The 21,591-nt window shown below is 64.1% G+C and carries 15 protein-coding genes and 1 pseudogene; 9 read left to right on the top strand and 7 right to left on the bottom strand.

The features are described from left to right. From H2052_RS10765 to H2052_RS10740, 6 genes and pseudogenes are all read left to right on the top strand, one after another. Positions 1 to 1,351 (top strand): annotated as a pseudogene (locus H2052_RS10765) (hypothetical protein); the annotation flags it as partial. Positions 1,352 to 1,382: 31 nt separating this feature from the next. Further along, positions 1,383 to 1,877 carry a hypothetical protein gene (locus H2052_RS10760; RefSeq protein ID WP_293781456.1) on the top strand — a complete coding sequence of 165 codons (495 nt, stop codon included), beginning with the start codon at positions 1,383 to 1,385 and terminating at the stop codon, positions 1,875 to 1,877. Positions 1,878 to 1,898: 21 nt separating this feature from the next. Next, positions 1,899 to 3,569, top strand: a complete 1,671-nt coding sequence (locus tag H2052_RS10755) for an amidohydrolase (protein ID WP_293781454.1) — start codon at positions 1,899 to 1,901, stop codon at positions 3,567 to 3,569. A gap of 34 nt (positions 3,570 to 3,603) precedes the next feature. Continuing rightward, positions 3,604 to 5,208, top strand: a complete 1,605-nt coding sequence (locus H2052_RS10750) for an MFS transporter (protein WP_293781452.1) — start codon at positions 3,604 to 3,606, stop codon at positions 5,206 to 5,208. Continuing rightward, positions 5,198 to 6,442 (top strand): CaiB/BaiF CoA-transferase family protein, encoded by a 1,245-nt coding sequence (locus H2052_RS10745; RefSeq protein ID WP_293781450.1) that lies wholly within the window; start codon positions 5,198 to 5,200, stop codon positions 6,440 to 6,442. The genes H2052_RS10750 and H2052_RS10745 overlap by 11 nt, the downstream gene beginning before the upstream one ends. An 11-nt stretch (positions 6,443 to 6,453) precedes the next feature. Next, positions 6,454 to 7,209 (top strand): enoyl-CoA hydratase/isomerase family protein, encoded by a 756-nt coding sequence (locus H2052_RS10740; RefSeq protein WP_293781448.1) that lies wholly within the window; start codon positions 6,454 to 6,456, stop codon positions 7,207 to 7,209. Here H2052_RS10740 and H2052_RS10735 read toward each other — a convergent pair. Continuing rightward, entirely contained in the window at positions 7,206 to 8,573 is a 1,368-nt protein-coding gene (locus H2052_RS10735; protein WP_293781446.1) for a PLP-dependent aminotransferase family protein, read from the bottom strand. The genes H2052_RS10740 and H2052_RS10735 overlap by 4 nt on opposite strands. 113 nt (positions 8,574 to 8,686) lie before the next feature. Here H2052_RS10735 and H2052_RS10730 point away from each other — a divergent pair, with 113 nt between their 5' ends. Continuing rightward, the gene (locus tag H2052_RS10730) at positions 8,687 to 9,976 is read left to right on the top strand and encodes a hydroxymethylglutaryl-CoA reductase, degradative (protein WP_293781444.1); all 1,290 of its coding nucleotides are present in this window, start codon (positions 8,687 to 8,689) and stop codon (positions 9,974 to 9,976) included. Here the strand turns inward: H2052_RS10730 and H2052_RS10725 are convergent. Beyond that, a complete protein-coding gene (locus tag H2052_RS10725) occupies positions 9,956 to 11,002 on the bottom strand; it encodes a PepSY-associated TM helix domain-containing protein (protein WP_293781442.1) in 1,047 nt (348 codons plus the stop codon). The genes H2052_RS10730 and H2052_RS10725 overlap by 21 nt on opposite strands. Positions 11,003 to 11,339: 337 nt before the next feature. Between H2052_RS10725 and H2052_RS10720 the strand changes: the two genes are divergently transcribed. Together H2052_RS10720 and H2052_RS10715 are read left to right on the top strand one after the other, a co-directional pair. Then, the gene (locus tag H2052_RS10720; protein WP_293781440.1) at positions 11,340 to 13,451 is read left to right on the top strand and encodes a TonB-dependent siderophore receptor; all 2,112 of its coding nucleotides are present in this window, start codon (positions 11,340 to 11,342) and stop codon (positions 13,449 to 13,451) included. A gap of 62 nt (positions 13,452 to 13,513) precedes the next feature. Further along, positions 13,514 to 15,271, top strand: coding sequence for an amidohydrolase (locus tag H2052_RS10715; protein ID WP_293781438.1), 1,758 nt, complete (start codon positions 13,514 to 13,516; stop codon positions 15,269 to 15,271). Here the strand turns inward: H2052_RS10715 and H2052_RS10710 are convergent. Genes H2052_RS10710 through H2052_RS10690 form a run of 5 tightly spaced genes read right to left on the bottom strand, consistent with a single transcriptional unit; the run spans position 15,268 to position 21,460 of the window. Further along, positions 15,268 to 16,128, bottom strand: a complete 861-nt coding sequence (locus H2052_RS10710) for an alpha/beta hydrolase-fold protein (protein WP_293781462.1) — start codon at positions 16,126 to 16,128, stop codon at positions 15,268 to 15,270. The two genes, H2052_RS10715 and H2052_RS10710, sit on opposite strands and share 4 nt — an antisense overlap. Further along, on the bottom strand, positions 16,128 to 17,495 hold the full coding sequence (locus tag H2052_RS10705) for an amidase family protein (protein ID WP_293781436.1): 1,368 nt from the start codon (positions 17,493 to 17,495) through the stop codon (positions 16,128 to 16,130). The genes H2052_RS10710 and H2052_RS10705 overlap by 1 nt, the downstream gene beginning before the upstream one ends. Continuing rightward, on the bottom strand, positions 17,492 to 18,745 hold the full coding sequence (locus tag H2052_RS10700) for a cytosine permease (RefSeq protein WP_293781434.1): 1,254 nt from the start codon (positions 18,743 to 18,745) through the stop codon (positions 17,492 to 17,494). The genes H2052_RS10705 and H2052_RS10700 overlap by 4 nt, the downstream gene beginning before the upstream one ends. Continuing rightward, complete coding sequence (locus tag H2052_RS10695) at positions 18,742 to 19,845, bottom strand: DUF917 domain-containing protein (RefSeq protein ID WP_293781432.1); 1,104 nt, start codon at positions 19,843 to 19,845, stop codon at positions 18,742 to 18,744. Before H2052_RS10695 ends, H2052_RS10700 begins: the two co-directional genes overlap by 4 nt. Next, positions 19,835 to 21,460 carry a hydantoinase/oxoprolinase family protein gene (locus H2052_RS10690; protein ID WP_293781430.1) on the bottom strand — a complete coding sequence of 542 codons (1,626 nt, stop codon included), beginning with the start codon at positions 21,458 to 21,460 and terminating at the stop codon, positions 19,835 to 19,837. The genes H2052_RS10695 and H2052_RS10690 overlap by 11 nt, the downstream gene beginning before the upstream one ends. Positions 21,461 to 21,591 lie beyond the last annotated feature (131 nt).

The following is a 21,591-nucleotide window of genomic DNA, read 5'->3' as shown; positions in this document are numbered from 1 at the left end:
GGATGTGCTGCGGACGGGGTGGGTAGCGGCTGTGACATCCGCGTTCACGCTCCTTTCCGCCGTGCCCTACGGTTTCTTCCCGGTTTTCGCGCTGCCGCAACCTGACGGACCGTTTCACGTCGGCGTCCGGACCGCCGATCTCCGCGATGATTCCCGACGCGGCGTGCTGTTTACGAAGCCCGATGCGCCGCGGGATATTCCGATCACCATCTGGTATCCCGCGTCCGCCGACGCGGCGGGGGATGTGCGGCCCTATCTGACACGGCGCGAAACGCTGGACGAGGCGGTGTCCCTGGCGAAGCTTTGGGGCTTTCCCGCCTACCGGTTTCTCTCCCTGCATTCGGTGGGAACGCACGCGATCGAGGATGCGCCCGTGGCCGAGGGGCAGGGGTTCCCTCTCGTGATTTTCAGTCACGGCTACTGGTCCATTCGCGCGCAGAACACGGCGCTGATGGAGCGGCTCGCGAGCCACGGCTACATCGTCGTCAGTGTGGCGCACCCGCGCGACAGCGCCGATGTGCGTTTGCAGGACGGGACGCTGATCCCGTTCGCGCCGCACATCGGTCCTGATGAAAGATGGGATGAAGCGACGGCCGCGTTCATGGGCGGGGAAAGCCACGAACGCCGCATCGCCGCCCTGCCGGAATACAAGGCGGCGGTTGCTGCTCATCGGCTTGGGCAGAGCCTTGCAGCATGGCGCGATGATGTTCTCTTCGTAAGCAAGGCGCTGCGCGACAATCCGGCAAACGTTGGCGGGATAATGGCTGCGGCCGATTTCTCGAGGATCGTCCATGCCGGCATGTCCTTCGGCGGGTCCACCGCCGTCAGCGCCTGCGATAGGGATCCGGACTGCGTGGCCGCCGTCGATCTCGACGGGGAGAATTTCGACGGCGACCAGTTCGACCGGCCGGTCCGTGCGCCGCTGCTCCTGATGCTGACCGATCAGCCGTTCAGCGCCCATCAGCGCGCGGACAGGGCCTTCAACCCCACCGACTATGCGTGGGAACGGTGGGACTGTATCGGCGATCGGGAGAACATCGTCCGGCTTCGCGCGCGCGGCATCCTGCATATGGGCCTCACCGATTTCGTGCTGAGCGCGCGGGGGCCATTCAAGTCGGAGCATTTCACCAGTCTCGATGGCGAGCGAGCGCTTGCCCTGGTCAACGATACGACGCTGTCCTTTCTGGACAAGCATGTTCGCGGCGCGCGCGCGGAAGCATTCGAGGCCACACTAGCGAGATATCCGGAACTCGCGCGGCTCGATACAAGCTCACTGCGCGCATACGCGCGGGGCCTGCCGGATCGCGCGGACTGCGTATCGGCCGGCGCCGGGTACAATCGGGGAAAGTGATGGAGGAAATATCATGAGGCATCTTTCTGCATTGGCGATTGCCATTGCCGCGTTCCACGTCGCTCCTGCCGCTGCGCAAGAAGATGCACCTAAGGCTGCCGCCGAGGCGGAAGCACCCTGGCCGGAAACATGGTTCGAGATTTTCAAGCTCGCACCGGGCAAGCAGGAAGCGTTCATTCGCTTCATCGCGCAGGGCGACGAGGTTCTGGCGGCGGGCGGCCAGCCGCCGGTTCAGCTGTTTTTTCACGAAAACGGCGCAGAATTCGACGTCATCCTGTTCAAGCCCGTAACGGCCCGCAAGCCGACCGCCGAGCAGGAGGCGGCCATGGCGAAGCGAAGCAGGGAACTTGGCCTGCCCACTGGACCCGCCTATTTCATACATATACGCGAGCTGATCGCGTCGCATAGCGACACCCGGACCACGGGTCCGGTTTCAGCAGCGCAGTGGCTGGCACGGCTCGATAAATGGCGTGCCGCGAATCCGTCGCGGCAGATTGGGCAAACTGATGCCGATGCGCGAAAGTGAAAAGAATGGGGAACTAGTGAAATGAATCATCAAATCACGCGACGCCAGCTGATCGCTTCCGGCGCCGCCGTCGCGCTCTGCGGCCCTGCATTCGCGGCGGAAGGCGCCGTCGATACGGCGCTTGTGAACGCCGTGGTCTGGACCGGCGACGGTGCCATGTCGGATGCGGTGGGCATCGCGGGAAACCGGATCGCGGCGCTCGGTGCCCGCGCGGTCCGCGCGGCGACCGGCAAGAAAACGCGCGTTGTCGATTGCGGCGGCGCATTCGTGATGCCCGCTTTCATCGATTGCCACACGCATTTCCTGCTGGGGTCGATCAACATCGCGCGCCCAGTGTTTATCGATGTGCGTTCGAAGGCGGAATTCATTGATCGGATCGGCGCGGCCGTGCGCGCGCTTCCGCCCGGCCAATGGCTGCTGGGCGGCCCGTGGGACGAACAGCGCTGGGGTGGCGAGCTGCCCCGAAAGGAATGGATCGATGCCGTGTCGGGCGACACGCCCATCGCCATTCCGCGAACCGATCTTCATTCGCTGTTCCTGAATTCGGCGGCGCTTCGCCTCGCCGGCATCGATCGGAATACGCCCGATGTGCCCGGCGGCGTGATCGAGCGCGATGAACGCGGCGAGCCCACGGGCGTCCTGAAAGACAATGCGACCCGCCGCGCGCAAGACGTCATCCCGCCGATGAGCGAGGCGTTCACGGATCAGATCGTTCGGCAAGGCATCGAATATGCGCTGAGCAAAGGTGTCGCGCAGGTGCACAATACCGAGGTGGACTGGAGCGTTCAGGACGCCGCGCGCCGCCTGCGTGCCAGCGGGGCGACCGGCATCCGCTTCAATTCCTTCGTTCCGCTGGCGGATTGGGAACGCATGGCGGCGCTCGTCAAAGCCGAAGGGCGTGGTGACGATTGGGTGCGTTGGGGAGGGCTCAAATGCGTGTCGGACGGTTCGCTCGGCGCCCGCACGGCACGCTTCCACGAACCCTATCTCGATGCGCCGGGGCAGCGCGGCGTGTGGACGACCGGGCTCGACGACATGCGCGAATGGATACCGGCGGCGGATGCCGCGGGCCTTGCGATCACCACCCATGCGATCGGGGACGAAGCCAACGACTTCGTGCTCGACATCTTCGCCGATGTCGAGCGGCGCAACGGCAAGCGGGACCGGCGCTTCCGCATCGAACATGCGCAGCACCTCAGCCCCGGTGCCTGGGAAAAAATGGCCCGGCAGAACGTCATTGCATCGGTTCAGCCCTATCATGCGGCCGATGACGGGCGCTGGGCGGTAAACCGGATCGGCGAGGAGCGCTTGAAGCGGACGTACGCGTTCCGCTCGCTCCTCGCTGCGGGCGTGCAGACCTGTTTCGGGTCGGATTGGCCCGTCGCCCCGCTCGATCCGATGACGGGCGCGGATGCAGCCGTCCGGCGGCAGACCATCGACGGTGCCAACCCCAATGGCTGGCACCCTGAGCAACGCGTGACGATCGCGGAAACGCTGACGGCCTACACGCGAACCGCTGCCTATGCGGGTTTCCAGGAGAACCGCCTCGGCCGGATCGCGCCCGGCTATCTCGCGGATATGACGGTTCTGGACCGCAATCTCCTCAGTGTCTCACCCGATCAATATCTGAAGACCGGCGTGCTGCGGACCTTCGTTGATGGGCAGGAGCGTTTCACGGCGTCATCGGCCTGAAGCCCGAGACTGAAATACGAAACAGGGGAAAATCGTGTCATCTGAAAACTCCGCACAGGATGAACCTGCGCCCCGGGACGTGCGCCGGGTCATCACGGCGTCGTCGCTCGGTACACTTTTCGAATGGTACGATTTTTTCATCTACGGCACGCTCGCCGCATCCGGCATCATCGGGCAGGTGTTTTTCCCCGCCGGTAACGGACAGTTGCAGACGCTTCTCGCCTGGGCTGGATTTGCTGTCGGCTTCTGCTTCCGGCCTTTGGGTGCGGTCGTCTTCGGCTATCTCGGCGATCGCTTCGGGCGCAAGCATACGTTCATCGTCACGATACTCCTGATGGGCGTAGCGACGGCGGGCGTGGGCCTGGTGCCGTCCCATGCGACGATCGGCTTCGGGGCCCCGGCGCTCATCATTCTGCTGCGCATCGTTCAGGGCCTTGCGCTCGGCGGCGAATACGGCGGCGCGGCGATCTATGTTGCGGAACATTCGCCGCCGGGGAAGCGCGGCTTCTTCACCAGTTTCATTCAGGCGAGCGTCGGCGCGGGCTTCTTTCTCAGCCTCGTCGTGGTGCTCGTTTGCAAATGGAGTATGCCGGCCGAAACCTGGGATGCGTGGGGTTGGCGCGTTCCGTTCCTGTTGTCGCTCGTGCTTCTGGCGATTTCGCTCTGGATGCGCGTCAAGCTTTCCGAAAGCCCTGTCTTCCAGGCGATGAAGGCGGCCGGAAAAACCGCTAAGAATCCGCTTCGCGAAAGCTTCACCTATCCGGGAAACGGCCGCCGTCTCGTCCTGGCGCTTTTCGGTATTGCTGCGGGCCTCACGGTGATCTGGTTCACGGCGATGTTCACGACGCTGGGCTTTCTACAGAACGCGATGCACGTCGAAGAGAGTGTCGCCCAGATCATTGTCGGGGCTGCGGCGGTGATGGGGCTCGGCTGGTTCGTGCTGTTCGGCTGGCTTTCGGATCGTGTGGGGCGAAAACGCCTGATCGTGACGGGCTATGCACTCACGCTGCTGCTGATATTCCCGCTCTACTGGGTCATGGGTTCTGCCGCGAATCCCGCGTTGACGCGCGCGTCGGAAGAGGCGCCCATTGTGGTCTCCGGGCCCGATTGTGGCTTCAATCCCTTCGTCAAAACGCAGGATGAAGCGTGCGGCCGCCTGCTCGATTATCTCTCCAAGCGCGGGCTTGCCTATGATCTCGATGCGGCGTCCTCCGTTGCCATCACGGTCGGCGGTAATGTCGTGAGCGGCCGCAGCGATGCGGAGCTTGATATTGCGCTGAAAGCGGCAGGCTATCCGCTCGGAACGGTGGTTCCCTCGGCACCGAGCATGGGGATCATCTTCCTCGTTGTGATGGCGCTCACGGCGCTGTCAGGGGCAACTTACGGTCCGGTCGCCGCGCTCCTCACCGAATTGTTTCCACCGCGCATCCGCTACAGCTCGATGTCGATTCCGTATCACTTCGGCACGGGCTATTTCGGCGGGGTTCTTCCTTTCATGGAGCAGTATATCGTGGCGCGTACCGGCGATCCTTATGCGGGTTTGTGGTACAGTTGGTGCGTCGTCGCCATGGCGTTGATCGTCACGATGCTGCTGCTGCGGGAGCGTGATCTCGTGAAGGATGAACGATATGCAGGTTGATGCGGATCGTCACGAAGCGATAACGCCCCGGCGCGACGGACCGCTCGCCGGCGTCGTCGTTCTCGATGTCACGCGCGTTGTTGCCGGGCCGTTTTGTGCGATGATGCTTGCGGATATGGGCGCGACCGTCATCAAGATCGAACATCCGCAGGATCCGGATTACACGCGCACCTTTCCGCCGATGGTGGGCAATGGCGATACGCAGGAGAGCGCCTTCTACGCGCAGTACAATCGCAACAAGCTTGGCGTCTCGCTCGATCTCAGAAGCGAGGAGGGAAAGGCGCTGTTCCGAAGGCTGGTGCGAAAAGCGGATATTCTTGTCGAAAATTTCCGCCCCGGCGTAATGGACAAGCTCGGCCTCGGCTACGACGCACTCAAGCTCGAAAATCCGCGTCTCGTCTATGCCGCGATCAGCGGTTTCGGCCGCTGCGGCCCGAATTCCCGGCGACCCGGCTATGACAATAGCGGGCAGGCGACTGGGGGGCTCTGGTCCATGAACGGCTATCCCGGTCAGCCGCCGGTGCGCGTAGGCACGATCATCGGCGATCTCTCGGCATCGCTCTATGCGGCGGTCGGCATTCTGGCGGCGCTGCGCGAAGCGGAGCGCAAGGGCGTCGGCCAGATCGTCGATGTCTCGCAGCAGGACGCCGTTTTCTCGCTCACCGAGAACGCGGTGGTTCGCTACACCGTGGACAAGGAAATCGCTACGCCGCTCGGCAATGACCATCCCTTCGTGCGCCCCTACGGTCAATATCCCTGTGCGGACGGCTACGTCTTCTTCGGTGGATATACGGACAAGTTCTGGGCGATCACGTGCGCGCTATTCGGGGAGCCGGAGTGGGCGACGGACCCGCGTATTGACACGATGGAGAAGCGGTTCGATCCGGAAACCGATGAAACCGTCGTCACGCCTCTGCTCAACCGCTGGTTCAGCCGCTACACCAAGGCGGAACTGGAGGCGATAGCGGGGGACGACGTGCCGCTCAGCGCGATCAAATCGATCGACGAGGTGATCGCCGACCCGCATATCCGGGCGCGGGGGATGATCGTCGATGTGCCCGTTGCGGGCCGCGATATCGAGATGCTTGGCCTTCCGATCAAACTCTCCGGTGCGACGGTCGGCGCGCACGACCCGGCGCCCGCGCTTGGCCAGCACAATGAACTGATCTTGAAACACATGCTCGGTCTCGATGATGCCGCGCTCGCGACGCTCCGCGGAAAAGGTGTGATCTAGTGGCGATCGAAGTGACCCGCGATGGCGCCGTCGCGACCGTGCGTTTCGCACGACCGGAAAAGCTGAACGCGTTGACGCTGGCCATGTACGACGATCTCGGGCGGGCCTTCGCGGAGATCGACCGCGACGATCGCATTCACTCCGTTGTGCTCGCCGGGGCCGGAGACCGCGCCTTCTGCGTCGGTGCCGATCTATCCGAATCCATTCCGGCGCTCGCGTCGGGCCGGTTCGATATCAGTGCTTGGGATCCCGCCCACCTGAAGACCGGCGGTTTCTACAAGCCCATCGTGTCGGCAGTTCGCGGTCTGTGCATGGGCGGCGGCTTCGAAATCATGCTCGCGACGGATATACGAATAGCATCCGAAGACGCGGTGTTTCAATTCCCCGAAGTGAACCACGGATTCGTCCCGGCGGGCGGCACACTCGTTCGACTGACGCGCCAGATCGCCTATGCGCACGCTATGGAGATTATGCTGACGGGCCGGCGCTTCACGGCGGCTGAACTGCTTTCGCGCGGGGTTCTCAATCAGGTTGTCCCCGATGATCGCGTGGAAACAACAGCCGCCGCACTTGCCGCTGAAATCGCGCAGAAAAGCCCACTTGCCGTCCAGACGATCAAGGAGGCCGCGCTGACACTCTACGATCTCTCGACCGCCGAAGCGTTCGCGCGCGAAGCCGCGCTCGGCCAGCGTACGTTCACCAGCGATCACGCCAAGCAGACGCTGAAGCGCTTTGCCGCGCCCAGTGAGAAAAAGGTCGCTGATTAGCGGTTTTCCAGCTTCTCGCGAAGCCAGGCGATGAAGGTCGGATCGGCACCGTAGGCGACGTTGACCCGCATAGCGGGCGCCGGATTTTCGCCAATCGAAAAATTGGCTGAAAGGGCGATGAAGATGCCCGCCTTTGCTGCGTCGTGAACGAGATGCTCGCCGTTCATGTGTTCGAGAAGCTCGACCCACAGGTAGAAGCCGCCGCCGATCGGGCGGCGGATGGTGAGGCCCAGGGCTTCCAGCGCATCCACGCTTGCCGTTGTCGCCGCGCTAGCGCGCGCGCGCAGACGCCGGAGGTGTTTCAGATAGTGGCCATGCTCCACAAGCTGGAAAATCAGGCGTTCGTCATGTGCCGACGTCGAAACGGCGGTCGCGATCTTGAGATCGTTGAGTTCGTTCGCCAGCCTTGGGGCAGCAGCCATGTAACCGGTACGGAAGCTGCCCGCGAGAGTCTTGGAAAACGTCCCAATGTAGATAACGCGCTCAAGCTGGTCGAGCGCCGCAAGGCGCGGCGCGGTATACGGCAGAATATCCGCGAAAGGATCGTCTTCGACTATGCGAATATCGAGATCGGTGGCGGTGCGCAGGACCGCATAGGCGGTGCCGATGGTAATGGATCCCCCGGTCGGATTGTGGGCAAGCGACTGGGTGAAGAAAAACTTCGCGCCGCTTCTCCTCGCCTTGTCCTCGAGGTCGGCAACGTCGGGGCCGTCATGCCGCCGCGACACGCCGATGGCGTTCGCACCGGCGAGGGCCAGCTTGGCGAGCAGCGGATAGTAACCGGGGTCATCGACAAGCACATTGTCGCCGGGCCTGATGTAGCGGCGGATCACAAGATCCATCGCATGGTTGGCGCCGTGCGTCATCAATAGTTGCCCCTCGCGGCACGCGATTCCCCGTTCGGCGAACGCGCCGCAAAGCCGTTCGCGCAGCGGGCCGTATCCCCAGCTTGAATTATACGAATCCGCTTCCTGAAAGCGCTGATACGACAGATAGCGGCGGAGTTCCGATGTCTCTAGCCACTCGCTCGGCGGGCGACCGTCACCGGGACGGATCGGCAGCCGCCGGTCCAGTTGCTCGGTGAGGAGGGACAGCCGATCGGTCGCCAACGCGGGGGGGCGCTCAGCTTTTGCGGCTGCTTGCGGGGTGCGCACAACATAATAGCCCGATCCCGGCTTCGCCTGCAAAACGCCCTGTCCAACAAGGCGAAGATACGCCTCTACCACGGTATTCTTGCCGATACCGAGCCGCTGGGCCTCGTCGCGGATCGACGGCAACCGCTGCCCCGGGCGCAGCGTTCCCGCGTCCAGCTGCATCAGGATGCTGTTGATGACGAAATCGATCTTCATTGGCGGCGACGGCATGCTGGTCGGCTCTCCGGTTGCACCACGTTCCTATCATATCGCCCTGAATTGTACCTGCCTCAAGTGGGGCGGACTCGTTATCGATGCGTCAGGCGTTCGGAGAAAGAACCGCGGTGACAGATCAAGCGATTTCACACACATCCCGAATACCGGGCTTTCACAAGCTGCCGGTTGCGCAGCGTATCGACCATGTCGCCGCGTTCGCGAACCTTGCCGATGAGCATCGCCGTCAACTCGCGCTGCCGTCGAATATCGATACAGTGCTTGCCGACCACATGATCGAGAACATGGTCACCACGATCGCCATTCCGGTTGGCATCGCGACCAACATGCGCGTCGACGGGCGCGATGTTCTGGTGCCCATGGCGACGGAAGAATCGTCGGTCGTTGCCGCCGTCGGCAATGCGGCCCGGCAGTGTTACGAAGCGGGCGGTTTCACGACCTCGATGTCGGGCACGGAAATGATCGCGCAGATCCAGTTGCTCGGGCTTCCCGATCCCGCCCGCGCGCGTCTCATCATCCTGGAACGCCGGCTGGAAATCGAGCGCATCTGCAACGCCTGCGATCCGACGCTGGTCAGCCTTGGCGGCGGCTTTCGGGATATCGAGGTCCGCCGCGTCGAAACGCCGTCAGGCGAAATGCTCATCACGCACATCATTGTCGATACGCGCGATGCGATGGGTGCGAACGCGGTCAACTCCATGGCGGAGCGGCTCGCGCCTGATCTCGCCGCGTGGACAGGCGGGCGGGCGCTTTTGCGAATCCTCTCCAACCTCGCAGATCGCCGTGTCGTGCGCGCGCGGGCCACGTGGCCTTCTGCGGCTATCGGCGGAGCGGAGGTTCGCGACGCGATGATCGCGGCATATCAATTTGCGGACAACGATCCGTACCGCGCCGCGACGCACAACAAAGGTATCATGAATGGCGTGTCCGCGGTCGTCCTCGCGACGGGCAACGACACGCGCGCGGTGGAATCGGGCGCCCATGCGTTCGCGGCCCGCACCGGTCGCTACCGGAGCCTGACGAGTTGGGAGATCACCGCCGCGGGCGATCTTGCGGGTACGATCGAACTGCCGCTCGCTGTCGGTCTGGTCGGCGGCGCGGTCAAAATTCATCCCACGGCGCGCGCGCTTCTCGCCATTCTGCAGGTGAAGACGGCGAGCGATCTGGCGCGGATCATCGCGGCCGTGGGGCTCGCACAGAATTTCGGTGCGATGAAGGCGCTTGCGACCGAGGGCATTCAGCGCGGGCACATGTCGCTTCACGCCCAGAATGTCGCATTTGCCGTCGGTGCTGTCGGTGATGAGGTCGCCGAAGTCGCAAGGTGCATCGTTGCGCGCAGCACCATCAACGAGGCGGCAGCAGCAGCGGCGCTCGCCGAATTACGCCGCGCTGCCCCGTGATCGTCGCCGGAACCACAACCACGTCCCTAGGATGATCGTAACGGTGAGCCAAACGCCCAGCGACATGGTCAGGATGCGGCCAAACGTGCCGAGGCTTTCCCCCGTGTGCAGCGGGTAGAAAGAAGCGATAATCGCGCGGGCGGGACCGGCCTGCGTCGCGGGCCAAGCGCCGCGAACGTCGCCTGTGTTGGCATCGACGATCACGAGACTGCCGCCGTATCCGCCGCGATAAAGCTCGCCGGGTGCACGCACCCACGCATAATAGCTGGCGTCTTGCGCTGACGGAAAGGTCGTTCCCACGAACCGGCTTCCGGGGATTGCCTCCACGGCGGCCTGCCGGGCGGCGGCGAAGCCGACGGTGGGGCCTGCGGGAGGGTTGGCGGGCAGGGTGATGTCGGGAACGCGGGCGAGATCGCGCAGTGGATGTTCGAACAGAATGAGCGTCCCCGTCCCCGCGATCACGATGGCGGGAACCGCCGCCCACAGCCCCACGGCGCGATGCCAGGAATAGAGGCCCGCCGTCTTCCCGGTCGAGCCGACCGGCTTCAGAACGCTGCGCCACTGCCCCCGCCGTGGCCAGGCCGCGACGATCCCGAAGATCAGGTTGGTGAAAAGCAGCAGGCCTGAAACGGCAAGAAGCCAGTGGCCGAGCGTCCCGGCCGCAAGCGTCAGATGGATCTCGCGCACGAGGGCGAGGAAGCTGTAGTCGTCGGCCGCTCGTTCGCGCAGGATGTCACCCGCACCGTCGATATAGGCTTTGCGCTGCGTTCCATCCGCGCCGGCAAACAGGATGATATAGCGATCCGGTAGGCCCGCGGTCGTCCATATCCAGGTGATCCCGGCCTCTGCGCCATCTGAAGCGAAACTGTCGATCCGTCGTTCGATCGCGGCTGGATCGGTCGGGCGGTGCCCCCCGCTGAGCGCCATGTCCTCCAGCTCGAAGTGAAAGCTGAGCAGCGTTCCGGTGATGGCCTGAACCAGCCAGAACAGCGCGGCGCCGAGGCCGAGCCAGCGGTGAAGCTTCACGATCCGGTTGCGAACGGATCGGCGGGGGGGCTGCGGGTTTGATGTCATAACGTTGCATGGTGCCGTTCCGAATCGCTGTCTGCAACGCGGCGAAAGGGTAAGCCTGATGTGCAACCGGGTAAGCAATCAAAGCCGAAAACGTGAGAACTGCGTCACTTGCATGGGCAAGAACCGCTACCCGGCAGATGTGCTTTTGGCTTACCCGTCTTTGCGTCTCATTACCCTCAAAAGCCGTTCGCCGTCTGCCGAGACTGTTGTTGAATGCGTGATGTAGGAGGCCGGGGATAACAGACAGCCGCACCCGGCAATACGCAGCCGCATGAAAAAGGGGGTAAGAATGAAGCTTGCAATCCAAAATTCCGGTCCGACGTCGAAGCTCTGGCTGACGCTACTTTCGACAAGCTGCGTGGCACTTCTGCCCACGGCCGCCTCAGCGCAGGCCGTCAGTGACGATGAAAGCATCATCGTAACGGCGGAGCGCGCAGTCGCCGCGACCAAAACCGATACGCCGCTCACCGAAGTGCCGCAGTCGATCAGCGTCGTCACCGCTCAGGAATTCCAGGACCGCACAGTCGTCGACTTCCAGGACGTCTACCGCTACAGCGCCGGTGTCGCCTCCAACAACAGCGTGGACTCGCGCGGCGACTTCGTGCTGACGCGCGGCTTCGATGCGGCGCAGTATCTCGACGGGCTGAAGCGTATGCCCGATTTCATCTACGGCGCTCGGCTCGAGCCGTTCACGCTCGAACGCGCCGAAGTGCTGCGCGGTCCGTCTTCGGTGCTTTACGGCGCGGGCGGCCCCGGCGGCGTTCTCAATGCGGTCAGCAAGCTGCCGCAGTTCGAATTCGGCGGCGAGGTCGGCATCATCGGCGGTACTGACGACCGCATCCAGGGCCAGATCGATGTGACAGGTCCGCTCACCGAGGGCGTTGCTGCGCGCTTCGTCGGCGTGCTGCGCGACGGCAAGACGCAGTGGGGTACGCCCGATGACCGCCTGCTCATCAACCCGTCGCTGCGTTTCCAGCCCGGCCCGAACACCGACATCACGTTGATCGGCCTCTATCAGAAGGACAAGCAGGGCTCGCTTGGCTACGCGCCGCTCTTCAAGTCGCTTCTCGCGCCGAGCAAGGCGGAGCGGGTGAAGTTCAACTTCTATCAGGGCGAACCCGGTTTCAACGGGATGGACACCGAATATGCGTCCGCCGCGCTGATCGTCTCGCACAGCTTCAGCGATGCGATCACCTTCCGCAGCGCCTCGCGCTACAGCCACATGGATACGGACTACAAGGAAGTCTACACAAACTACACGAGCGAACCTTGGGAAGACGAGGCGGAGACGATGCTTCGCCGCGAGTTCTACGTGAATTACGAGAAGAGCAAGGTCTTCAACAGCGACAACAATCTCTCGATCGATTTCGCGACCGGCCCGATCGAGCACAAGGTTCTGCTCGGCGTCGATTATACGTGGTTCAAGCAGAGCAAGGACGAGGGCTTCTCGTACCTCAACTTCTTCCCATTCCCGGCGCCACCGCCCATCAACATCTATAATCCGGAATATGGTGCGGATTTCGACTACGGCGCTTTCAACTTCCTCGATTACAAGAGCACGCAGCTCGGTTTCTATGTTCAGAACCAGATGAGCTACGCCGACCGCGTGCATGTCGTGCTCGGCCTGCGCCGCGACAAGGCGACTTCGAAGCGCAACGGCGTGTCTGAGCTTTCGCAGACGGCATGGTCGTTCCGCGGCGGTATCATCGCCGAGGTGGTGAAAGGCGTTTCGCCCTATTTCAACTACGCCGAATCCTTCCTGCCCGTGCCGGGCGGCGACTTCTTCGGAAATCCGTATGCGCCCCGCACCGCCCGCCAGTACGAGGGCGGCGTGAAGTGGGAGCCGATGCGCGGCGCCCTGCTCAGCGTGGCGTATTTCGACATCAAGGAATCGAACTATATTTCGCAGGATCCCGGCAACATCCAGAATTTCATTCAGGGTGGTTCCGTGGGCTCGACGGGCGTTGAGCTCGAAGCGATCATACGGATGCCTGAAAACTTCGAGTTCACCGCGTCCTATAGCTACATCGACGCGAAGGTGCTGACGTCAAGCTCGACGCTTACGGCCGGCGACCGTCTCTCGGCGCAGCCGCGGCAACTCGCTTCGATCTGGGGATCGAAGACGTTCATGGTGGGAGACGACTGGCAGGTCCGTGCCGGTGCCGGCGTGCGTCATATCGGTAACAAGATCGATGCGGGCCAGTCATTCCTGACGCCGTCGGTGACGCTGGTCGATGCGATGGTGTCGGCAACCCGGGGGCAGTGGGTCGCGTCCGTCAACGCGAGCAACCTGTTCAACAAGAAATACTACGACCTCTGTTCGCTGCTCGCGACGACACATGGCCTGTGTACGGCGGCGAAGGACCGCACGCTGCTTGCGTCGCTGACGCGCAAGTTCTGATTGTCCTCCAGGAGGAGCACGCCCAGGCGTGCTCCTCTTCAGGTTTTTCGCGTGAGAGTCCAATGATCCTGCCTTCCCGCAATTTTCTGCCGAAAGCCGCTGTCGCCCTCGGCGCAATGCTTCTCGCGTCCTGTGCGGGGCAGGCCGTGCAGTCGCCTGCGGAAACGGCCGATCTCATCCTCACCAACGCGCGCGTCTACACGGTGGAAACCGCGCAGCCGTGGGCGGAAGCCGTTGCGATCGACAACGGCAAGATCGTCGCCGTGGGTTCTGCGAAGGACATGCTGAGATATCGGGGAACCGATACCCGTACCGTCGATCTCGGCGGGCGCCTGCTCATGCCTGCGTTCGGCGACGCGCACGTGCATCCCGTGTTCGGTGGCATGGCCTATACGCGCTGCTCGCTCCACGACGGCAAGACCGTGGAGGATTACCAGAAGATCGTTGCCCGCTGCGTGGCTGCATCGCCTGGTGACGGGCCGATCTACGGCGTCGGCTGGCAGGACGCGCTGTTTCCGCCCAAGGGCGTGCCGCGCAAGGAACTGCTTGATGCCGTCACGACGAAGCGCGCGCTGATCTTCGAATCCGTCGGTGGCCACAGCTACTGGGTGAATTCGAAAGCGCTCCAGATCGCTGGGATCACCAAGGGCACACCCGATCCGGCCAACGGTCACATCGACCGTGATCCCGCGACAGGCGAGCCGGTGGGCGGCTTGCAGGAAGCCGCCATGACGCTGGTCGGCGATCTCATTCCAAAGCCCACGGCGGAAGAGGTGCAGAAGTCGATCGTTTATGTCGCGCACCACTTCAACAGCCTCGGCATCACGAACTGGCACGACGCCGGCATCGATCTCGCCGCCGACGGAACCAGTGAAACGCTTGCAGCCTATCACGCCGTCAAGGACCGCGGAGAGCTGAGCGCGCATGTTTCGCTCGCCTTCAAATGGGAGAATGAGCGGGGCCTGGAACAGATCCCGGCGATCCGGGTCGCTTCCGAACGTGCCGCCGCGTGGGGAATCAGCGCAAAATCGGTCAAATTCTATGCGGACGGTGTCATTCCGCAGCAGACGGCGGCCATGATCGCGCCCTACGAGCACGCGGGCGACCATCGCGGGCCTTTGCAGATCAAGCCCGAAACGCTGGCGCAGGCGATCACCACGCTTGGCAAGGATGGTTTTCAGCCGCACGTCCATGCGATCGGGGACCGTGCCGTGCGCGTCGCGCTCGATGCATTCGCTGCCGCAAAGAATAGCAACGGCACCGCGAACCGGCCGATGATCTCGCACCTCAACGTCGTCGATCCGGCCGATCAGCCGCGCTTCGGCGAGCTCGGCGTCATCGCGCAGTTCCAGCCGACGTGGTCGAGCAACTATCCGTATATGGACCTCACCAAACAGGCGATCGGTCCGGTGCGATCCGGCTACATCTATCCTTCGCATGGCATTCTCGCGCCGGGCGGCATGATCGCTTATGGTGCCGATTGGCCCGTGGCGACCGCGAACCCGCTGTTCGGCCTTCAGGTTGCAGTTACGCGCGTGAATTATGAAGAGCCTGCAACACCGCCGCTGCTTCCCAAGGAAGCGATTACGCTGGAGCAGGCGATCCGCGCGCATACGCTGAATGTCGCCTATGCGAACGGCATGGAAACGCTGACGGGATCGATAGCGCCCGGCAAGAGTGCGGATCTTGTCGTTCTCGACCGGAACATCTTCACGCTCGCCCCGCTCGAAATCGGCAAGGCGAAGGTGATGGTCACGCTGTTCGAAGGCAGGCCGGTGTTTGGAAACTGGTCGTCGTTGGGCGCGGCGAAGGCGCCTTAACGCGCGCGCGCCGCCGCGCGCAGGCTCGCGGTGACCGACCGGCTCGGTACAGAGATATGGGTTTCTTCATCCAGCATGATGAAGTCGCTGCGCAGACCCTGCGCGGAAAGCGTCGCCATGCGCTGCGCGAGCGCCTTCGTATCGCCCGGAATATTGCCTTCCTCTTCGCGTTCACCCGCCATCAGCAGCAAACTGGTCGCCTTGCCGGTATCGGGGGTCTTCAGGACCTGTGCCCTGAACGCAGCCTCTTCCGCCAGGATGGATTGGTTGTCCCACCAGATCGAAGGGCTGGTCGCGATGATCGTGCGGAACGCGCCGGGGCGGGAATAAAGCATATGGAGCGCGAACAGGCCGCCGAGCGAATGCCCGTAAAGCGATTGCCGGGTGGTGTTCAAGGAATAGCGCTTCTCGATTGCCGGGCGCAGCTCGTCGAGCAGGAACTTCGCGAACCGGTCGCGCCCGCCGCTTTGATATTGCGCGAAGGCCTGTTTCAGCGCCGGGGTTGCGATGGGCGCGGTGAAATCGAACATGCGCCGTGGATCGTAAATCTGTTCGCCCGGATGGCCGACGCCCACGACGATCATCTTGTCGATGCCGCTACTACCGAAGCCTTGGATGCGGCGCGCTTCGGCGAAGCCCGCGAACATTGCATTTCCGTCGAGCACGTAGAGGACCGGATAGCCGTCCGCCGGAGCCGGCGCCGAGGGACGCGAAACGAAGATGCGAAACACCTGCCCATCGGCCGAGGTCATGTCCCACGTCTCGGTTTCGGGCATCGCGTAGGGAACGGATACGGGTTCCGCCGCCGCCGCCGGAACGGCGAGTGCAAGGGCGACGGCAAGGCAAATGGGTCGCATCACATCAGGTCTCCTGTCGGCGGGCGACGGTCGGCCCAGGGCTGAGCCTCTTCCAGCGCGGCGCCGAGCGCGAGCAGCAGGTCGTCGCCGCCATGCCGCGTCCAGAACATGGCGCCCGCTGGAAGGCCGTCGGACGCCATGAACAGCGGCAGCGACAGGCCGGGATACCCCGCCATGTTCTGAACCTGCGTATAGTTCACATGCCGGAAGTGATCGCGCCACAGCGCTTCGAACTCCCGGTCGGGTGCCAGCACGCCGAGCGGTGGCGGTGTGCTGCTGGTGACTGGGCTCAGCACGACATCGTACTGCTGCCAGAACGCATCGAGGCTTCCGTCGATCTCCGCAATCGCGCCGAGCGCGGCGGCAAGATCGTCGGCCGTCATGCCGTCGCGCCGCCGCGCAAGCCCCAGCGTCCACGGTTCGAGCAGGGCATCCGCCTGCGCCGCCAGCCGCGCCCGGCAAAGATCAACGACATCCCCGCCGCCATAGCTCCACAGAACATCGAACGCACGGCTCAGCGCACCGCGATCGATCGGCGGCTCGCAGGGTTCCACACGCCACCCAAGTGTCTCGCACAGAGCCGCTGCCTTCCCGATCACTTCGGCAACGGCCGGATCAGGCTGCAACCCGTCCAGTCCTTTCAAACTCACTGCCACCCGCAGCGTATCGGTCGACTTCGTCTCACCCGACTGCGGCCGAAGAAACCGCGCGGCCCAGATCGTGTCGCGCATCGTGCGACCGTAAAGCCCGTCGGAGGTCAGCAGATCGTCTGCGAGGCTCGCCCCGCGCGCGCGGAGGTTCCATCCCCGGCTCGGCTTGAAACCGATGACGCCGCAATGCGAGGCTGGAATGCGGATCGAACCGCCGCCGTCGCTGCCCGTGGCGAAAGGCACCATGCCCGCCGCGACTGCCACCGCCGCACCGCTGCTCGAACCGCCGCTGCTGCGTGTCAGATCCCACGGGTTGCGAGTGGGGCCGTACAGCAGTGCCTCGCCCGTGCCGATCAGGCCGAACTCCGGCATGGTCGACATCCCGGCGGGAATGAGCCCCGCTGCATCCAACCGAGCGGTGAAGGGGTAACGGACCTTGCCCGTCGCGCCCGTCCGCGTCCGCGAGCCCGACAGCATCGGGAAACCGGGATATTCGAGCGAGGCCTTGAGCAGATACGGAACTCCCGCCATCGGCGCGGCTCTGTCCACCGAGCGTGCTGCTTCAAGCGCATGGTCGAAGGCGCGGTGGCTGACGGCGTTGACGACGGGATCGAGCTTTTCGATCCGCTCTATCGCGGCCTCGACGAGCATGGTCGGCGCAACCTCGCCGCTGCGGACGAGCGCGGCCTGCGCATGGGCGTCGAGCGTGGCGATCATCGCTGCCGCCACCACAGCAAAAGCCCGTAGCTGCCTGCGGCGAGCAGCGTGGCATCGAGCGCGGGAACGGTCGTGAGCGACAGACCCATGCGCATCGCGGGCAGGGTGATGGCGAGCGAACCCAGCCACACGCCGATCGCGTCCCAGCGGATTGCGGGCGGAGCCTCGCCGTCCGCTCCCCGAAAACGCGAGAAGCCGTCGATCACGTAGATGGCCGCGATCGGCGGAATGATTAGGCCAAGCGTCACCAGAAACGGAATGAAGGAATTGATGATGCCGAGCAGCGCGAAGATGCAGCCGATCGTCCCGCCGACGACGATGATGACCCATTGGCGGACACCGGGAAAGGTTGCGGCCATCGAGAGCCCGGCGGAATAGAGATTGAGCGCGTTGATCGTCCACACGGAGAGCAGCAGCATGGCGAGTGCCGGAATGCCGAAACCCATGGCGACGACGATCTGCATGATGTCCGTTTGCCCAGTCGCCAGCGCGATCAATGCCGAAATCAGCATGAGCACGGGCGCAGCGAGCGGAAAAGAAAGAAGCATCCCCCAGATCGCGCCGCGCTCGGTGCGGATGAAGCGCGACAGGTCCGGCATCGCGGCGACGGTAAGCATGTTGCCGCCGACGAGCGCGGAAAGAGCGATGCCGAAGCTCATCGGCGTCGGCGGGTTCGCGACGGGCGCGAGAGCGACCGGCTGGGCGCCGACGGCGGTGACGCACACGGCGACCAGAATGATGCCCGCCAGCGGCACGGCAACCATCGCCAGCCGGTCGAGTGTGCGAAAGCCGTAGATCGTCGAGGCCGTAATCAGCACGCTGCCCAGGATGACGAACGTGCCGAAATCGCCGGGTATCCCGTAACCCTGCTTCGACGCGGCAACCATTGCATCGCCGAAGAACGACACATTGACCCCGAACCAGCAGAAATGGACGATTGCGATCACGATGTTGACCAGCGCCGCGCCCTTCATGCCGAACGAGCGCTGGACGAGCAGATAGGTCGTCAGCCGTGTACGAACGCTGATGATCGCGGTGAGGCAGGCGGCAGCGCAAAGGATGAGCCCGGAGAGAAGGGCGGCGAGAACCGCCTTGTCGAGCCCGAGCGCGAGTCCGGTCTGTGCGCCGTTCAGGAAGCCCGGCAGCGAGAAGGTAAAGCTCGTGATGATGAGCGCCACGCGCCATCCCGCGACGGTCAGGTGTTCCGGCAGCGGTCCGCTGGCATGGGCATCGCTGTGCCCGCCGCTCATTTCGTCTCCGCGGTGTCGAGGTTTTCGAGCGCGATGAAATCGGTGCCGAGCCTGAAGGCGCGCGGCCCGACGAAACGCAGCGCCGACTCTTCGCGAAGCATCGCGGGCGCAGCGGCTGCGATCACCTTGACGCGCTGGCCGTATTTCAGACGCTCGGTGGTGATCGTGTCGGCGGTTTCCCGGTCCATGATGGTGATGAGATCGGGCACCATCGCGCGAATCCTGCCGTCCTGGCGGGCGATGAGGTTCTCGTTCTGAAATTCGATTTCCATGCGCCCTTGCCCCCCGAAACCGTCGATTATGACGTTTCCGACCGAAAAGCCACCGCGCGTCTCGCGCTCCAGATCGACGATCTTGCCATCGAAGAGCGTTTTGCAATGCGGGTAAAGGCCGGTTGCGCGGAGGGCATCCGCAAGGGCCTCAAACGGGTCCTGCCGGGCGGCACGCGCCTCGCGTATGGCGGCGCCCGTGGCGATTGCCGCGCTGACGCTGCCCGCAATCGCGTGCGCGCGCGCCTCGGCCCCGGTGAGAGGATATTCGACCATGTGCGCGATGCCGCCGAGCGCCACGGAAAGGCTTCGCGCGATGCGTTCGTGCGCGAGATTGTCGTCGGTCTCGATCACGGTCAGCGCGCCGCAGGAGGCGGTGACGACCGACGGGCAGGCGCTGAGGCCCCGGATGTTGAAGATCGCCATTTGCGATTCCGGGAAGGCGCGCCCCATGCCGTCGCAGTCGACGACCGGCACGCCCATGTCGGCTGCGGCTATGATCGGCGCGAGCCCGTTGCCGCCGCCGATCTCGATAGGCAGTACGGCATCGATGCGGCGGCCGAGGATCGTCTCCAGCCGCCGCAGTCCGGCGACCGCCTCGCTGCCGTTCGGCAGCTTTTCCACCGAAACGGTCGGTGCGCCGATCCAGCCGCAAGGAACCACGAGCGCGTCGTCGCCGAGTGACGCGAGCGTGATCAGTTCGACAGGACCACGCCGCTCGATCGCCGCTTCCGCGAGGAGCAGGCTGTAATAGGGATCGCCGCCGCCCCCGGAACCGAGAAAGGCCGCACCGCGCGCAAGATCGGCGAGCGTCTCGCGCTCAATGCGCATGGCGCGCGCCCGCGATTACGGTGCCGGCGGCCGGCGAAGACGGTTCCGCCAGATCGCCAACGGCTTTCATGCGCACCTGTGCGGAGCGCCCCGGCAAATAGCTCAGAAACACCTCTTCCATATCGACGATCTGGATACTCTCCCTCAGGCCCCCGTTCGCGGCGACGCGCGCGGAGACGGCCTCCCGCATACGCTCGAGGGCTGCGTGGCGCGGCACGGAATCGTAGTCCACGATCTGTTCGAGTTGCGCCCCGATCTGCGCGATGGCGGCCCCCACGGCGTTGGCGACCGAGGCATGGGCCGGCCTCAGCACCTGTGTTGCGCCCGGCAAGTCATCGTCGATCAGGAAATGCCCGCCGCCGACCGCGATGATCGGAACCTCGCCCTTCGCTGTCTTCATCCGATCGATGCCATCGGCGAACATGGCCTGTATACGGCGCCAGATGGCGGTTTGCACGGTGGCGCTGAGTGGCGGAATGCGGGCGGGGTCGCCAAAGCGGGTTCGTCCGGCCGCCACGGCGATATCGCTCGCCGTCAGCGTCCGGCCGCCAAACAGGAACGCATCCTGCAGGATGCGGTAGCCGACCGAATCCGGCCCGATCCGCAGATCGGTTTCAGCAAGCAGGTCCGCCATGTAGAGCTCGGGATCGAGGTGGATGCGCGTCCCGCCACCGAGGCCGAGGGCGAGAATGTCCGGCATTCGGAAGTTGGTGCGGACACCGCCGATGTCCACCGAAATCGAGGACTCGCGGGGGAAGCCCTTCGAAAGTACGCCGATGTCACAGGTGGTTCCGCCCACGTCCATGACGATCGCGTCGTTGATCCCGGTGAGGAAGGCGGCCCCGCGCATACTGTTCGTGGGGCCGGAGCCGATCGTCATCACCGGGTAGCGCGCGGCATCCTCCGCCGAGATCAGCGTCCCGTCGTTCTGCGAGATGAACAGGGGCGCTGCGAGCTTCAGGTCGCTGAGCGCGCGCTCGAGCGAAGCCACGACATGCCGGGCGAGGCTGGCGAGCGCTGCGTTGAGGATCACGCCGTTCTCGCGTTCGATCAGCCCCAGCCGTCCGATGGTATGCGAAAGGCTGATGCTGGCACCGGGATGTTCGGCACGGATTGCCTGCGCGGCGCGCTCTTCCATGGCCGAATTGATCGGGGCGAACGCGCTGCTGACGGCAATGCTGTCAATCCCGCTTTCCCGGCAACGCCGTGCTGCCTCGCGTACGCGCTCCTCGTCGAAGGCCGAGATCTCGCGGCCGTCGAATTCATAGCCGCCGGGCAGCAGAAAGATTTGGCCGCAAATCTGTTTCGCAAGGGGCGCGGGCCAGCCCGTGAACGGGGGCAGCGCCTCACCCGAAGGGCTCGCCAGCCGCATGATCGCAACCCGGTCCAGCCGGTTCGCCTCGACGAGCGCATTGGTGAAATGCGTCGTGCCGATCATCACCGCCGTGATCGCACCCGGCGCAACGTTTCCGTCCTCGAGCACGGCACGGATGGCGGCCGAAACGCCGCTGCTGACGTCCGGGGTCGTCGGCTGCTTGTTCGTTGCGATGATCCGGAGGCCATCGATCAGAACGGCGTCGGTGTTCGTTCCGCCGACATCGACACCAATACGCACCTGATCCTCCTCGAAGCGTCGCTCGCAAACTCTGGGGGATTTGAAGGGCCTGGCCCCTCGTACGCAACGCGAATTACGGGTGTGAGCGGGTGCGAACGGGTAATGCGCCTGCCCGATTCGGGTAAAACCCC

The sequence above is a fragment of the Sphingosinicella sp. genome (assembly GCF_013911755.1).
GTDB lineage: Bacteria > Pseudomonadota > Alphaproteobacteria > Sphingomonadales > Sphingomonadaceae > Sphingosinicella.
The sequence above is the reverse complement of the archived record's forward strand: the minus strand, read 5'-3'. Positions and strand labels throughout refer to the sequence as shown.

Excerpts from the sequence above, each read along its gene's own strand:
- H2052_RS10755 (WP_293781454.1), top strand. The coding sequence starts at position 1,899 with ATGAATCATCAAATCACGCGACGCCAGCTGATCGCTTCCGGCGCCGCC.
- H2052_RS10745 (WP_293781450.1), top strand. The coding sequence starts at position 5,198 with ATGCAGGTTGATGCGGATCGTCACGAAGCGATAACGCCCCGGCGCGAC.
- H2052_RS10735 (WP_293781446.1), bottom strand. The coding sequence starts at position 8,573 with ATGCCGTCGCCGCCAATGAAGATCGATTTCGTCATCAACAGCATCCTG.
- H2052_RS10720 (WP_293781440.1), top strand. The coding sequence starts at position 11,340 with ATGAAGCTTGCAATCCAAAATTCCGGTCCGACGTCGAAGCTCTGGCTG.
- H2052_RS10715 (WP_293781438.1), top strand. The coding sequence starts at position 13,514 with ATGATCCTGCCTTCCCGCAATTTTCTGCCGAAAGCCGCTGTCGCCCTC.
- H2052_RS10710 (WP_293781462.1), bottom strand. The coding sequence starts at position 16,128 with ATGCGACCCATTTGCCTTGCCGTCGCCCTTGCACTCGCCGTTCCGGCG.
- H2052_RS10705 (WP_293781436.1), bottom strand. The coding sequence starts at position 17,495 with ATGATCGCCACGCTCGACGCCCATGCGCAGGCCGCGCTCGTCCGCAGC.
- H2052_RS10700 (WP_293781434.1), bottom strand. The coding sequence starts at position 18,745 with ATGAGCGGCGGGCACAGCGATGCCCATGCCAGCGGACCGCTGCCGGAA.
- H2052_RS10695 (WP_293781432.1), bottom strand. The coding sequence starts at position 19,845 with ATGCGCATTGAGCGCGAGACGCTCGCCGATCTTGCGCGCGGTGCGGCC.